The following is a 14,618-nucleotide window of genomic DNA, read 5'->3' on the forward strand; positions in this document are numbered from 1 at the left end:
CAATGAATGGAGTTACAGAAATACTTTTCTAAATTCCTTCTCAAAAAAAGAAAAAGACAATTAACGGAGAGAGAGTATTTTCTCAGTACCGAGCTTAGAAAAGTATTGGGTACCGAGGTACAGAATATTGCTCTTTACCGCGAAGCTTTTTCTTTGAAAAATTCTTCTAAAAATCAAGACAGCAATTACGAAAGACTTGAATTTTTGGGAGATTCTGTTTTGGGTACAATTATTTCTTGTCATTTGTTCCAGACTTATCCTCAGGCCAATGAGGGATATCTGACACAAATGAAATCTAAGATTGTTAATAGGAAAAACCTCAATAAATTAGGAAAAGATCTCAAGCTTACCAGCCTTCTGCAAAAGCAGAACAGCTCATCAGCTTTGGGAGAGAATATCTCTGGAAATTTATTCGAAGCCTTAATCGGTGCCGTTTATTTAGACTTCCATTATGATACCTGTAAAAGGATTATTCTGGAAAAGTTACTGACCCCTTCCGAGATCAATAAGCTTGAAAACAAAATTGTAAGCTATAAAGGTCTCCTGCTCGAATGGAGCCAGAAGAAGAAAGTCAATATAAAGTATGAAACCTGCGAGGAAATACAGGCTAATAAATCTGTCGTATTCAGGTGCTATGTATGGCTGGGAGACGAAAAGATTGCTAATGCAACAGAGACTTCCAAAAAGAAGGCAGAGGAAAAAGCAGCACAGAGGGCATTTTATATTTTAAACAAAAAAGAAAATATACTTGGAAATTCAAAAACTTTATGATCTTGATGATATAGAATTTGAAGATATTGCCATAGGATTGGTAAGATTAGCCAAAGATATACCTGCTCACGAGTTTTTCTACAAAATAAATCAAATCAACAACCTCAGTTTTTCAAGAAAGAAAGATCTTGTCTTTCATGGAGGTTATTATGATTATTTTTTTCCAAGATATGAAGCCTATCACAAGTTTTCGAAGACCTGTTTTACCTTCATTTCCAATAAATCTTCCGAAAGTAAGCAAAAAAAAATCCAGACAGAACTCTTTACAGAAGAAGAAAACATTAAATTTTTATTAAATAATCAGGTAGATGTGGAATATATTCTGCATAGTTCGGAACAGTTTCCTGATTTTTCCGTAATTTTGCTCCCTGAAAATCTTGTTTTTCCAATTCAAGATTATACATTGAGTTCTGAAGAGGAACTTTATCAAATTATCCAGTATTATGAATAAGTATTTAAAGAAGACAAAAATTATCGCAACACTAGGGCCTGCTTCATCGTCGAAGGAGGTAATGTTAGATCTAATGAAAGCGGGTGTTGATATTTTCAGAATAAATTTTTCACATGCAGATTACGACTTAGTTCGAAAAAATATTGAAATAATTAGAGAGCTAAACAGTGAGTATGGTTATTCTGTAGGAATCCTCGGCGACCTTCAGGGACCTAAACTGAGAGTGGGAGTTGTAAAGGAAGGATCTTATCTGAACCCAGGTGATATTCTTACCTTTACCAATGAAAAGATGGAAGGAGATTCCACAAAGGTGTACATGACGTACCAACAGTTTCCACAAGACGTAAAAGTAGGGGAAAGAATCCTTATTGATGACGGGAAACTAATGCTGGAGGTTATCGAAACCAATGAAAAAGATACTGTAAAAGCAAAAACCATTCAGGGAGGTCCGTTAAGTTCTAAAAAAGGAGTTAATCTACCTAATACAAATGTTTCTCTTCCTGCCCTGACAGAAAAAGATGTTCAGGATGCTAATTTCATGCTTGACATGGAAGTTGACTGGATTGCTCTTTCTTTCGTGCGTCACGCACAGGATATCATTGACCTGAAAGAATTAATTGCAAACCATCCGAACGGTAAATTCAAGACTCCTATTATTGCGAAGATTGAAAAGCCTGAAGGCGTTAAAAATATTGATGAAATCCTTCTTGAATGCGACGGATTAATGGTAGCACGTGGAGATCTAGGAGTGGAAGTTCCAATGGAGGAAGTTCCTGCGATCCAGAAAAACCTGGTAGAAAAAGCAAGATTCTACTCCAAACCTGTTATCATTGCCACTCAGATGATGGAAACGATGATCAACAGCTTAACACCAACAAGAGCGGAAGTAAACGACGTTGCTAACTCTGTATTGGACGGAGCTGACGCTGTAATGCTTTCCGGAGAAACTTCAGTAGGCAGATATCCGGTACAGGTTGTGGAAAACATGGCTAAAATTGTAAAGAATATCGAAACGACTCACTTCTACCAACATAAAAATGAGCCAATCGAGAAAGATTACAACTGTATTGATGAAAGATTCATCACCAACAGGGTTTGTCTTGCAGCAGTAAGAATTGCTAAAACAACAAACGTTTCTGCTATTGTAACGCTTACTCACTCCGGATACACCGCTTTCCAACTTGCAGCACACAGACCAAACTCTCACATCATCGTATATAGTGGTAACAGAAGAGTAATCACAATGCTGAACCTTCTTTGGGGTGTTCATGCCTATTACTATGATATGAAGAAGTCTACCGACGAAACGATCATTCAGGTCAATATGTTAACGCACAACTATGGTTATATCGAAACCGGAGACTTCGTCATCAACATCAATGCTACTCCATCCTATGAAGGTGGAAAAACCAATACATTGAGATTGACTACGGTGTAAGCAATAAGCAATAAGCAATAAGCAATAAGCAATAAGCAAAATTACTTTTTGTAACAGCATAAAAAACTCCCGGAAACAAGTTTCCGGGAGTTTTTATTTTATAGTGTAAAGTTTACTTTTAACTTATAAAGGTAGTTTGTCATTCTGAACGCAACGAAGTGAAGTGAAGAATCTCTGAGATTCCCTGTTTCCCCGGCATGACATTTTATCCTTTTAATTTCCTACAATCGTCTTAGCTGTTACAAATTCTTTTAAAGCCAGTAAAGACAATTCTGTTCCATATCCTGAAGCTTTTGATCCTCCGAAAGGAAAACGGGGGTCAGAGCTGGTCATGCGGTTGATATTGACTGTTCCTGACTCAAGGTTTTCAATAAAGAATAGCTGACGGTCTTTATTTCTAGTCCATACGGAATTGGAAAGCCCGAATGGAATATCATTGGCCATCTGTAAAGCTTCTTCATCATTTTTCGCAATCATCACCATACCCAGAGGCCCGAAAAGTTCTTCTTTTAAAATAGGATTTCCTTCCTGAACTCTGATTAAACCTGGTTTAAATTCATTTTCAGAAACTCTTTCCAGAGGAATAATAATTTCAGCACCATTTTCCAATGCCCTGTTGAACTGAGCTTCCAGTTCATCAGCAAGGTCAGGTCTCGCCATTCCGGCCAGTTTGGTTTCTTTATCTAAAGGATCTCCAATCTCATATTTCTTATATTCTTCAATAAAGATTGGCAAGAACTGATCTTCAATTTTTTCATCAATGATAAATCTTTTTGCCGCTGTACAGGTTTGTCCACAATTTTGAAGTCTGGATTTTGCTCCTGCTTTGGCTGCTTCTTCAAGATCTGCATCATCAAAAATGATAAATGCATCACTTCCTCCTAATTCAAGCAAAGATTTTTTGATATTTAAACCGGCTATTGAAGCTACTTCTCCTCCGGCTTTTCCACTGCCTGTCAAGCTTACTCCTTTTACAGTATCATGTTCAAGGATTTCCTTAACCGCTTTATGTCCTACTTCAAGATTCTTGAAAACACCTTCAGGAAAACCTGCTTCCAGAAGAACTTCTTCAATGGCATTTCCGCTTCCGAAACAAATTGAAGCATGCTTCAAAACTATTGTATTTCCTGCTAAAATGGCAGGAGTAGCAAATCTCAATACCTGCCAGAAAGGAAAATTCCACGGCATTACTCCTAAGATTACTCCTTTCGGAGCATAGTGAACTTCAGAATAAGCAAATTCCGATTCTACTTTTTCTGGTTGTAAAGTATTCTCGGCGTCTGCATAATAATTCATCATTAAAGCACATTTTTCCACTTCAGCAATAGATTCTGAAATGGGTTTATTCATTTCTGTTGTAATTATCTTTCCAAATTTCTCCGAATTATTCTTTAAAATTTCCGCTGCTTTTGCAATTAACTTCTGCCTTTCCTCAAACGGCACTTTTCTCCACACTGAAAACGCTTTATCTGCTTTAATAAGCTTGCTTTCAATTAATTGTTCCATAATATAAATTTCTGTTTTAAATTCAGCTAATGAATTTATAAGCGCCTTTATTCTAAAAGCACGGTGAAATCAGCAAATTCCATTCCTTAAGGGTCAATAAAATAATGATTTTCTCTATCGGAAGAATATAACTTTATCTTAAATCATTAGCCATTCGTTCACAAGACATGCTGCCAGTCTTGCTGTTCTGTCCTGGATATCGAAAGAAGGGTTCACTTCTGCCACGTCCAGCGCTACCAGTTTTTTATTTTTTAAGATATGTCTGTAAAAATGCATAAAAGCTGTATCTGCAAAGATACCGTTATATGCCGCCGCAGAAACTCCGGGAGCGACTGATGCATTAAAGACGTCCATGCAAATGGTAAGATAGGCATAATCTACACTGTCCAGCAGTTCGTCAATACGCTGATAGACGGAGGTAAGATTTTCAAAAAATAATTCGTCTGCCAGAATATATTTCATTCCATAATGATGAGCAGTATCAAAAAGCTTTAATGTATTGGAATTTCTCTGGATTCCAATATGCAAAGAATGGATAGGTCCCTCCTGAGCAATCTGCCAAAACCCGGTTCCCGAGCTTGGCCCTACTCCTTTTTCCGGCTGTCTGTTATCAAAATGGGCATCAATATTGATGATTCCTATTTTCTGTTCCGGAAAGGCTGTTTTAACGCCCAGATAATGAGCATACGTCACTTCATGGCCTCCACCTAAAACAAGAGATTTCCCTCCTTTTAAAAGTACTTTTGACACATTTTTGGCAAGGTTATTCTGAGTATTTTCCAGATTGCCGTCTTCACAGGTAACATTCCCAAAGTCCAGCATGGAAAAGTCAGGAAGAATCACCGGAAAATTAGACATATTTTTCCTGATCACATCCGGAGCATCTTTTGCTCCCTGACGTCCTTTGTTTCTTCTTACTCCTTCATCTACAGCAAAACCGTGCAATGCAAAATCTCCTGTAGAAATATTGTCGTAATTACGTTCTTCTTTTACCCGTTGAAATATTCTGTGATAGAGAAGTTCTTCTCCGTCCAATCTGCCTTGCCAAATAGTACTCATTATTCAGTCATTTGCCTATTGTCTGTTCTTCAATCAGCATCGATTGAAGAACAAATATGGTTATTTAATAATTTTATATAAGATTTCCATCAATATAAACATGTTCTGCTTTCAGGCTTCCCTGGTTATACAGTACATTCTGGAAATTATTGGTTTTAAAAGTGACAAAATCTGCCTTTTTCCCTGTTTCCAATTGTCCTCTGTCTTCAAGGTTCAATGCATAAGCAGCACGGAAGGTCATACCTGCCAAAACTTCAGCTGTTGTAAGCTTTTGGAAGGTTGCTAAAATAGAAGCCTGGGTAATGAGATTTCCCATTGGGGCAGATCCCGGATTCCAATCACTTGCTATCGCTACAATAGCACCTGCGTCTAATAATTTTCTTGCCGGAGTAAATTTCTCGCCAAGTCCAAGGCTCGCTCCGGGAAGAGCTGTTGCTACTGTGTCAGACTCTGCAAGGAATTGAATATCTTTATCAATTGTTGCTTCCAGATGGTCTGCAGACTTCGCTCCCACTTCTACTGCAATTCTTGAACTTCCAGGGGTAAACTGATCTGCATGAACGGTAATTTCAAAACCTAATTCTTTTGCTTTTAATAAGAATTCTTTACTTTCTTCAGGCTGAAAAGCAGATTTTTCAATAAAAATATCTACTCTGTTTGCCAATTCTTCTTCTTTTACTTTCGGTAAAATTTCGGTAATGATATATTCCAGATATTCAGGGTTGCTTCCTTCAAAATCTCTTGGTTTTAAGTGGGCTGAAAGGCAGGTAGGAACTAAAGTAGCTTTAGTTTCATTCTGTGCTTTTTTAATAATTCTAAGCATCTTCAACTCGTTTTCAACATCCAAACCGTAACCGCTCTTCACTTCGATGGTGGTAATTCCCAGATCAACCAAAAAGTTGATTCTTTCTATTAAAGTTTTTAACAGTTCTTCTTCTGATGCATTTCTTGTATGCTGTACGGAACTCCAGATTCCACCACCACTTTCCGCAATTTCAAGATAAGTTTTCCCTGCATTGCGCATCGCAAAATCGTTGGCACGGTTTCCTCCGAAACAAATATGGGTATGTGAATCTACAAAAGCAGGAAGAACAACCTGCTCTCCTTCAATATGTTCAATTTCTATAGTGGGATTTTCTGTTTTTAATGTTTCAAAACTTCCAACTTTCTGAATGGTATTCTGATCTACCACAATTCCTCCGTCTGCAATAATTTCAAGCTGTTCATCAGAAAGTTTTCCTCTTAGTGGTAAATTAGCAAGTGTTACCACCTGCTTAAATGGTCCTATTAATTTCATTAATATGTATTAATAATTTCTTCTCTCAAAAATACTTAAAATATCCCAATTATTTAAATCTTAGCGGTTCTCATTTTCAACCCAGGCTTAAACCGCTGTATCAATCTCAACGTTTTCTCAATCTGGCCTTCAACCTTTGTCTAAATTTGCTATCTTTGAGGTAAATGAAATGAATTAATGCCAGATTTTTTACATCCAGATAAGGAAAACTACTCAAACGAGGAGCTGATGCAGGAAGAGCAGATCCGTCCCCAGAGCTTTAAAGATTTTGCGGGACAGAGAAAAACGCTGGAGAACCTTGAGGTTTTTGTTACCGCTGCGAAAAGACGTGGCGGAGCACTAGATCATGTTTTATTACACGGTCCGCCGGGGCTGGGTAAAACGACTTTGGCCAATATTATCGCTAATGAACTTGGGGTAAACTGCAAGATTACATCCGGCCCCGTATTGGATAAACCGGGAAGTTTAGCGGGTTTGTTGACCAATCTGGAAGAAAATGATGTTCTTTTCATTGATGAGATTCATCGTCTTTCTCCTGTAGTAGAAGAATACCTGTATTCTGCCATGGAAGACTATAAGATTGATATTATGCTGGAAACAGGTCCCAATGCCAGAAGTGTACAGATCGGCTTAAATCCGTTTACTCTGGTGGGAGCTACTACAAGAAGCGGAATGCTTACGAAGCCAATGCTTGCCCGATTCGGGATTCAGAGCAGGCTGGAATATTATTCTATTGAGCTTTTATCAACCATTATTCAAAGAAGTGCAAGGGTTTTAGGTGTTGTTATTTATGAGGATGCTGCGATAGAAATAGCAAGAAGAAGCCGTGGAACGCCAAGGATTGCCAATGCATTACTGAGAAGGGTACGTGATTTTGCTGAAATTAAAGGAAATGGTGAGATTGAGATCAAGATCACAAAATATGCTTTGGACTCTTTAAATGTGGATGAATTTGGTTTGGATGAAATGGACAATAAAATCATGCGTGTCATGATTGAAAATTTTAAAGGAAAACCGGTTGGTATTTCTGCCCTGGCAACATCAATTGCCGAAAATCCGGAAACACTGGAAGAAGTATATGAACCGTTTCTGATTCAGGAAGGTTTTATTATCCGAACTCCAAGAGGACGGGAAGTTACCGACAAAGCTTACAAACATTTGAATATTACAAGGCCTAAAAACCCGGGAGAGCTATTTTAAGTTCAAAGTTTTGAGTTCAAAGTTAAAAGTTTAAGGTTAATGAGAATTGATTAGTTAATGTTTATACCTAAATTATACAGAAGCGAAGATTACGATTTGATGAGAGAGATTATCAAAGAAAACTCTTTTGCTTTACTGATTTCTTCTGTTGATAAGATACGGGCAACCCATTCCATGATGATGCTTAATGAGGATAATCCTGAAAATATTTATATTGAAACCCATATTTCACGGGCTAATCCCCAGGCAAAAACCTTACAGGATGGTGATGAAGTTCTTTGTGACTTTTTGGGAGCCCACACTTATATATCCAGCAGCTGGTATGATCATATGAATGTTTCCACCTGGAATTATGAGGCGGTACAGATTCACGGAAAAGTTGAAATAATGGATCATGATGAACTGTATGTCCATTTGGATAAATTAACGTCCAAATATGAAAATTTCCAGCAATGTCCAATGATGGTGAAAGACATGGGAAGGGAATTTGTGGAAAAGGAAATGAAAGGTGCTTTTGGGATTAAAGTTATTCCAACCGAAATATTCATCAAACAAAAACTTTCTCAGAACAGAAAAGAAAGTGATTTTAATAATATTATCAGCCAACTTGAACAGTCTGATGATAACGCAAGAAAAATTGCGGAGAAAATGAAATTAATAAAGAAATAATCAAAATATACATATGAAGTTATATCCAATACAATGTGGAAAATTTAAACTGGACGGCGGTGCTATGTTCGGAGTCGTCCCGAAGAGTCTGTGGGAAAAAACAAACCCGGCAGACGAAAAAAACCTGATCGATCTGGGAACGCGTTCTTTGCTTATTGAAGACGGAAAAAAATTAATCCTGGTAGACTGCGGTCTCGGCAACAAACAGGATGACAAGTTTTTTGGACATTATTCTCTTTGGGGAGACGATACTCTTGATAAAAATCTTAAAAAATACGGCTTTATAAAGGAAGATATTACGGATGTATTCCTTACTCATCTTCACTTTGACCACTGCGGCGGAGCTATAGAATGGAATGACGACAGAACCGGATACAGACCTGCCTTTAAAAACGCCAACTTCTGGACGAATGAAAACCACTGGCAATGGGCTACAGAACCCAATGCAAGGGAAAAAGCCAGCTTCCTGAAGGAAAATATTATGCCGATGCAGGAAAGCGGACAACTTAACTTTTTACCACTTCCTACTACCGGAAACTACGGTTTCGCTCCTGATCTGAAGATGGACGTTATCTTCGTAGACGGACATACAGAAAAACAAATGCTTCCTGTAATCCAATATCAGGAAAAAACGGTTGTTTTTGCAGCCGATCTTATTCCTACCGCGGGACATATCAATCAGGTATACGTGATGGGATATGATACCAGACCTCTTTTAACACTGGAAGAAAAAGGGAAATTCCTTAAGCAGTGTGTAGACAACGAATATTTATTGTTCTTTGAACATGATGCTCATAACGAACTGGCAAGTCTTAAAATGACCGATAAAGGGGTAAGACTTGATGAAACGTTTAGCTTTAATGATGTTTTTGGATATTAATTTTTAATCATGGAAGAATTACATTCAGAAACACAGCAGACAGAGCCGGAACCAGCACCCAAGATCATTGGTTTAACAGGAGGAATAGGTTCCGGGAAAACCACAGTAGCGCGCTTCATAGAGGAATTCGGTTTTCCGGTTTATTATTCCGATGACAGAGCAAAAGCTATAGTTAATGAGAGTGAAGATCTGAAAATAAAAATCAAAGAACTTCTTGGTGAAGATGCTTATGATGAAAACGGATTGTATGACAGAAAATTTGTAGCGGATAAAGTTTTTAAAAACAGAGATCTGCTTCAGCAGTTGAATGAAATTATTCATCCCGCTGTAAGAATTGATTTTGAAAACTGGGTTAAGAAACAAAGCAAATATTTAGTTTTTAAAGAAACAGCTTTACTGTTTGAACTGAAACTTAACAGACAATGTTATAAATCTCTTCTGGTGACAGCCGAGGATAACATCAGGATCAAAAGAGTGATGGACAGGGATAATAAAACCTACCGCGAGGTAGAAGCGGTCATGGAAAAACAAATGCCCGAAAGGGATAAAATTAAAATGGCAGACTGCATTATCTACAATAATACCAATCTGGAAGAATTAAAAGAAGAGACTGAAAAAGTGATTTTCAGTATTGAATAAATAAAAACTCGTTAGAAGCTTTTCTAACGAGTTTTTTTCTGCAAAAATATTTCCTGGAAGGTTGTTATTCAACAAGGATCTTTTTATAAAAAATAAGCCCCCATTTCCGGAGGCTTATTCTATTTGATTTGAAATTTAAATAATTATTCTTTGATAAATTTCTTTTGGGTAGTATTACCGTTGTCATCGATATCAATTACATAAACACCGTTAATCAATCTGCTTACATTGATCTGGTTGTTGAGTAGGATACCGTCTGCGATAACCTGTCCGGCTGCATTGTAGATCTTATATTTAGCTCTCTTGCTAACATTTTTCACAAACAGCACTGAGCTTACCGGGTTAGGATAAATCATAACACTGGTCTGATCAACCGGGTTAGCAACAACAGGTTTAGAGATTCTTACCGTGTAATCCTCTACTTCTCCGTTTTTGAAGTCAGTACAGTTTACAGGAATACCGTCTCTCGACATGGCTACTCTCATCACTACATACTTATAATCTGTCATACTTACAAAGGCATCTGCCGGTACATTGAATTTACCTGAAACAGGGCTGTTTGAATTTGGCGAAGAAGTAAATACTCTTTCATTGATGTCAAACTCTCCGTTTCTGTTGAAGTCAATCCAAACTGCGATTCCTTCGTTGTAAGTAGTTCCTGTCCATTTTTTCTCAATGATGATCTCATTGTCAGTGGATCCCTGGATCATCTCGATGAATGTTTTAGGAACTCCTGTGTAATCTGTATAAGTAGATGCTCCGGATTCATTCTCCATTGTTTTCTTACCAGTAGGCTTCACTGTAACTTTAGAGATATGCTCTCCTGTTGAGTTTTCAGCCTTCATCTTACAGTAGATTACTGTAGGAGTTGTAAAGTAGTAAGGAGGAGTATAGTTTCCTGGTGTACCGTTACAGATATTTACTACCTGCATTTCATATTTTGTTAATTCTGTAAGACCTGTCAATACAAGGTTATTAACTAATGATGGTACTTCTGTCCAGCTTGGAATACCTACTTTTCTATATCTAAGCACATATGTTGCTCCCGGGAACGGATCCCACTGAATTGCCGCTGATGTAGGAAGTAATTGGGTAATGGTTAATCCCGGAGGCGGAATCTCACATATTCTTTCTGTAGTAAATACTTTAGGGTTAGAATATGGATTTAATGTACTCTCACCGTTACATTGGTTAGCAATCTGTACTTCATAAGTTGTATATGGCTCTAAAGGAGTTGCACTTCCTAATACATAAGTATTGGCAGGAGCTGCCGGTAAACTTATAGTAGCCCATGTAGTAGTACCTACTTTTCTCCATCTCATGGTATACGTAGAACTTGCTGCAAGCGGAGACCATGTAATCAATGCTGTTGTTGGAGTAATATTAGTTACTGTCACATTCGGAGGAGTAGGATCACATCTTGTAGTAAATGTTTTGATTGGAGTTGCTGTTCCAACGATATCTCCACAGATTGCCGCAACCTCTACTTCATAAGTAGTTGCCGGTGTCAATCCACTGATTACTAAAGGAAGGTTACCTAATTGTGCAGAAGCATATACCTGTGTCCATGCCGTTGTTCCCTGAACTCTGTATCTCACCACATAGCTCACTCCTGCTCCTGTGATGGTAACAGTAGCTGTTGTATGCGTTGTTGTAAATGTTGGTGCGTTAGGAGTTGCATTGCTGCAAGGTCTGATTCTTACTCTGTAGTCTTCTACTTCTCCATCTACTGCGTTCTGACACATTACAGGAGCACTTGTACGTTTCAGTACAACCCTCATTGTAGTGGTTAATAGTCCTGTGTAAGCATTCGAAGGAACTGCAAAAGTAGCCGTCACCGGAGTTGTTGTGTTGGCTGGAGAAATTAAAATTCTCTCGGCATCTGTAAACTGTCCGTTTCTGTCAAAGTCGATCCAGGCTGTTACAGCATCGTTACCTGTTGCACCTGTCCAGCCTTTTGCTACGGAAATTTTATTATTCTGAGAATCTACATCTAAAGTAATAAGAGTTTCCGGAGAAGTATAGCTGATATAATTGGTCTGTACCGAAGTATTATTCATCGGAGGAACTCCAAGGTTCGAAGAGGTAACTGTTACATTCGAAATATGGTCATTCGTACCGGTACCTGTCATTTGACAGTAAGTTAATGGAGGGGTTGTGAATGTTACTGTTGACGAGTAAGAACCTGTGGAACCGTTACAAGTTGTAGAAACCTGAACATCATAATTAGTCTGCTCTGTAAGACCAGTAATTCCATAGAAGTTCTGACCCGCAGGAACTGTAGCTGTCTGCCACACTCCACCCGGAGAAACTCTCCATCTGATATTATAAGTAGCTCCTGTTGTTGCCACCCATGATACCGTTGCTGTAGTAGCTCCGATATTATTTACTGTAATATTTGTTGGAGCGGCCGTTGAACAAGGCTGAGCATCTACAAATTTTACTGCATAATCTTCCACCTCTCCCTGAGTGAATGTACCACAAGGGTTAGCATTATCAAAATATCTCATTACTACACGCATACGGGTAGGAAGAGTTCCTGTATACACGTTACCACTTGCAACGGTAGGTACTGAGAAAGTAGCCGTTACAGGAGTAGTTGAATTGTATGTGGTATTAAGAATTCTTTCACTGGTTTCAAATGTTCCGTTTCTGTTAAAGTCTACCCAGGCTGAAACTGCATATGAAGAAGGAGAACCCGGCCAGTATTTGTTTACAGAAATTTTATTATTTGCTGAACCTCTTTCAAAGATCACTACTCTTGTAGCATCCGGTGTATAATCTTTATAATTGTCAGATCCGGAATTACTCATCATAATAGGAGTATTCGTAGGAGTAACAGTTACATTATTAATATATCCGCTTGTTGCAGTATTGCTTGTAGGACCTGCTGTACAATAAGTAAGAGTAGGTGTTGTAAAGGTAACAGTTGGAGAGAATGCACCTGTTACTCCTCCACAAACAGTGGCTACCTGTACATCGTATGCAGTCTGTTCCAATAATCCGGTAAGTAATTGGTTACTGATTAATGGTGTATTTACTGCAATCTGCTGCCATGCTCCGGAAGGAGAAACTCTGTATCTTACGATATAAGTAGCTCCTGTAGTGGATGTCCAAGTAACATTCGCTGAAGAAGGAGTTACATTATTAACCATGATATTAGATGGCGGTGCTGTAGAACATCCTGCCAAATCGATGAGCTTTACTGCATAGTCTTCAGTTTCACCATAAGAATAAGTTCCACAAGCATTAATAGGGCTGTATTCATTTAATACAACACGCATTTTTGTAGTCAGGTTTCCTGTATAAACACCACCGGCAGCAGTTGGTACTGTAAATGTAGCGGTAACCGGAGTTGTTGTATTACTTGGTGAAGTAAGTACTCTTTCAGTCGCTTCAAAAACACCATTCCGGTTAAAGTCAATCCAAACCCCTGTTAAGAAGCTGTATTGGTAACCTGGCCACGTTTTTGAAACTGAAACGGTAGCAGTACCTCCTCTTACCAAAGTAACTACTCTTGAAGGATCTGTACTGTAATCTGTATAGCCACTCTGACCAGAGTTACTGTACATAGACGGAGCACCTTGTGCATTGACAGAGACTTGGCTGATATATCCATCAATAAAGGTACTTGTTGCACCGGAGTTACAATAAGTAAGTGCCGGAGTTGTAAAGTTGACACTGGAAGAGAATGCTCCCTGTACACCACCACAGATAGTAGCTACCTGAACTTCGTACTGTGTCTGCTCAGTTAATCCGGTAATAATCTGATTTCCGACCAAAGGAGTTGTAACATTAATTGTTACCCAAGGGCCGCCTGATACAGGTCTGTATCTTACAACATAAGTGGCACCTGCAGAAAGATACCAGCCTACATTAGCAGAAGTTGTTGTCAGGTTAGAAACTGTAATATTGGTGGGCGGAGCTGTTGAACAAGCCGGAAGCGGGTGGCTTTCCAACTGTATTCTCGGAATATCTGCAAGTCTGTCTTTTGCAGAAGGAGGAGCAGCAGGATCCGGATTTGCACCATCTTCATAATAGATGATACCTCGGTTCGCTCCTGCATTGTATGATCCCCAGGCTGTACCAGGTGAAGATGAGTAACCTGGAGTTTTTTCATTTACAGCAACCACAAGATTGTCTGTTCCATTCCATAAAAATGGTGTAGCCAATTGAAGAGTTACCCAGTTTCCATTCGTTAAGTTAGGTAGATCTCCGGCATACACCTGAGTCAGAGAACTTAGTGGCACCCAGTTTGTGTTGGATGTAAAGGCAGTCTGGGTTGTATTTCCCATGTATACCACCCAATCCTTATATACAGCCTGAGAGGATGAAACGGTGGTGGAATAAAACTTTATAGCCGTGATATAGTTTGACGTGCCTATAGCAGTCGTAAGCTCTGCAGCAGTATAAATCTGCTGAGAATAACTATACCCATAATAGGAACGTATGGGGAGATACACAGAGGTACCCGTTCCTGTCCCGATCTGGCCTGCCTGAGCCGAGACTTTGGAGACAAAGCCTGTACAAATCAAACAGAGAAACAGAATTAAAGAGGTAAAGAATTTCTTCATAATGTTTTCATTATAATATTAATCACACAAATCTAATCATTTTTTATTATTAATTTATAAGTACATTTATGTTTTTTTTATAAAAAAATAACAAATTAACTACTTATGATCTAAATAAAGAAATCCCCGGGAAG

The 14,618-nt window shown here is 38.5% G+C and carries 11 protein-coding genes; 7 read left to right on the top strand and 4 right to left on the bottom strand.

All coding sequences use genetic code 11. The annotated features are described in order from the left end of the window. Nucleotides 1-6 precede the first annotated feature (6 nt). The 3 genes from rnc to pyk are packed head-to-tail and all read left to right on the top strand — an operon-like array spanning nt 7 to nt 2,660. A complete protein-coding gene (gene rnc / locus FFS26_RS12880; protein WP_137905193.1) occupies nt 7-771 on the top strand; it encodes a ribonuclease III in 765 nt (254 codons plus the stop codon). Further along, the gene (locus tag FFS26_RS12885; protein ID WP_110008247.1) at nt 749-1,222 is read left to right on the top strand and encodes an IPExxxVDY family protein; all 474 of its coding nucleotides are present in this window, start codon (nt 749-751) and stop codon (nt 1,220-1,222) included. Before rnc ends, FFS26_RS12885 begins: the two co-directional genes overlap by 23 nt. Next, nucleotides 1,215-2,660, top strand: coding sequence for a pyruvate kinase (gene pyk / locus FFS26_RS12890; RefSeq protein ID WP_110008248.1), 1,446 nt, complete (start codon nt 1,215-1,217; stop codon nt 2,658-2,660). Before FFS26_RS12885 ends, pyk begins: the two co-directional genes overlap by 8 nt. 213 nt (nt 2,661-2,873) lie before the next feature. Here pyk and FFS26_RS12895 read toward each other — a convergent pair whose 3' ends face one another. From FFS26_RS12895 to hutI, 3 genes are all read right to left on the bottom strand, one after another. Beyond that, complete coding sequence (locus FFS26_RS12895; RefSeq protein WP_137905194.1) at nt 2,874-4,166, bottom strand: aldehyde dehydrogenase family protein; 1,293 nt, start codon at nt 4,164-4,166, stop codon at nt 2,874-2,876. Between the two features lie 138 nt (nt 4,167-4,304). Then, on the bottom strand, nt 4,305-5,225 hold the full coding sequence (gene hutG / locus FFS26_RS12900; RefSeq protein ID WP_137905195.1) for a formimidoylglutamase: 921 nt from the start codon (nt 5,223-5,225) through the stop codon (nt 4,305-4,307). 73 nt (nt 5,226-5,298) lie between these two features. After that, the gene (gene hutI, locus FFS26_RS12905; protein ID WP_110008251.1) at nt 5,299-6,522 is read right to left on the bottom strand and encodes an imidazolonepropionase; all 1,224 of its coding nucleotides are present in this window, start codon (nt 6,520-6,522) and stop codon (nt 5,299-5,301) included. Between the two features lie 177 nt (nt 6,523-6,699). On the opposite strand from hutI, the gene ruvB reads away from it, so the two are divergent. The 4 genes from ruvB to coaE are packed head-to-tail and all read left to right on the top strand — an operon-like array spanning nt 6,700 to nt 9,910. Beyond that, complete coding sequence (ruvB, locus tag FFS26_RS12910) at nt 6,700-7,722, top strand: Holliday junction branch migration DNA helicase RuvB (protein WP_110008252.1); 1,023 nt, start codon at nt 6,700-6,702, stop codon at nt 7,720-7,722. Between the two features lie 57 nt (nt 7,723-7,779). Then, a complete protein-coding gene (locus FFS26_RS12915) occupies nt 7,780-8,391 on the top strand; it encodes an FMN-binding negative transcriptional regulator (RefSeq protein ID WP_110008253.1) in 612 nt (203 codons plus the stop codon). 13 nt (nt 8,392-8,404) lie between these two features. Next, the gene (locus FFS26_RS12920) at nt 8,405-9,271 is read left to right on the top strand and encodes an MBL fold metallo-hydrolase (RefSeq protein WP_137905196.1); all 867 of its coding nucleotides are present in this window, start codon (nt 8,405-8,407) and stop codon (nt 9,269-9,271) included. A gap of 9 nt (nt 9,272-9,280) precedes the next feature. Next, entirely contained in the window at nt 9,281-9,910 is a 630-nt protein-coding gene (gene coaE, locus FFS26_RS12925) for a dephospho-CoA kinase (protein WP_110008255.1), read from the top strand. A gap of 143 nt (nt 9,911-10,053) precedes the next feature. Here the strand turns inward: coaE and FFS26_RS12930 are convergent, their stop codons facing one another. Further along, nucleotides 10,054-14,484 (bottom strand): GEVED domain-containing protein, encoded by a 4,431-nt coding sequence (locus FFS26_RS12930; protein ID WP_137905197.1) that lies wholly within the window; start codon nt 14,482-14,484, stop codon nt 10,054-10,056. Nucleotides 14,485-14,618: the final 134 nt, after the last annotated feature.

The organism is Chryseobacterium sp. 2VB (assembly GCF_005503635.1).
Classification (GTDB): Bacteria; Bacteroidota; Bacteroidia; order Flavobacteriales; family Weeksellaceae; genus Chryseobacterium; species Chryseobacterium cupriresistens.

Bases quoted from the DNA above. Each gene is read 5' to 3' on its own strand.
- rnc (WP_137905193.1), top strand. From the start codon at position 7: ATGGAGTTACAGAAATACTTTTCTAAATTCCTTCTCAAAAAAAGAAAA.
- pyk (WP_110008248.1), top strand. From the start codon at position 1,215: ATGAATAAGTATTTAAAGAAGACAAAAATTATCGCAACACTAGGGCCT.
- FFS26_RS12895 (WP_137905194.1), bottom strand. From the start codon at position 4,166: ATGGAACAATTAATTGAAAGCAAGCTTATTAAAGCAGATAAAGCGTTT.
- hutG (WP_137905195.1), bottom strand. From the start codon at position 5,225: ATGAGTACTATTTGGCAAGGCAGATTGGACGGAGAAGAACTTCTCTAT.
- hutI (WP_110008251.1), bottom strand. From the start codon at position 6,522: ATGAAATTAATAGGACCATTTAAGCAGGTGGTAACACTTGCTAATTTA.
- ruvB (WP_110008252.1), top strand. From the start codon at position 6,700: ATGCCAGATTTTTTACATCCAGATAAGGAAAACTACTCAAACGAGGAG.
- FFS26_RS12915 (WP_110008253.1), top strand. From the start codon at position 7,780: ATGTTTATACCTAAATTATACAGAAGCGAAGATTACGATTTGATGAGA.
- FFS26_RS12920 (WP_137905196.1), top strand. From the start codon at position 8,405: ATGAAGTTATATCCAATACAATGTGGAAAATTTAAACTGGACGGCGGT.
- coaE (WP_110008255.1), top strand. From the start codon at position 9,281: ATGGAAGAATTACATTCAGAAACACAGCAGACAGAGCCGGAACCAGCA.
- FFS26_RS12930 (WP_137905197.1), bottom strand. From the start codon at position 14,484: ATGAAGAAATTCTTTACCTCTTTAATTCTGTTTCTCTGTTTGATTTGT.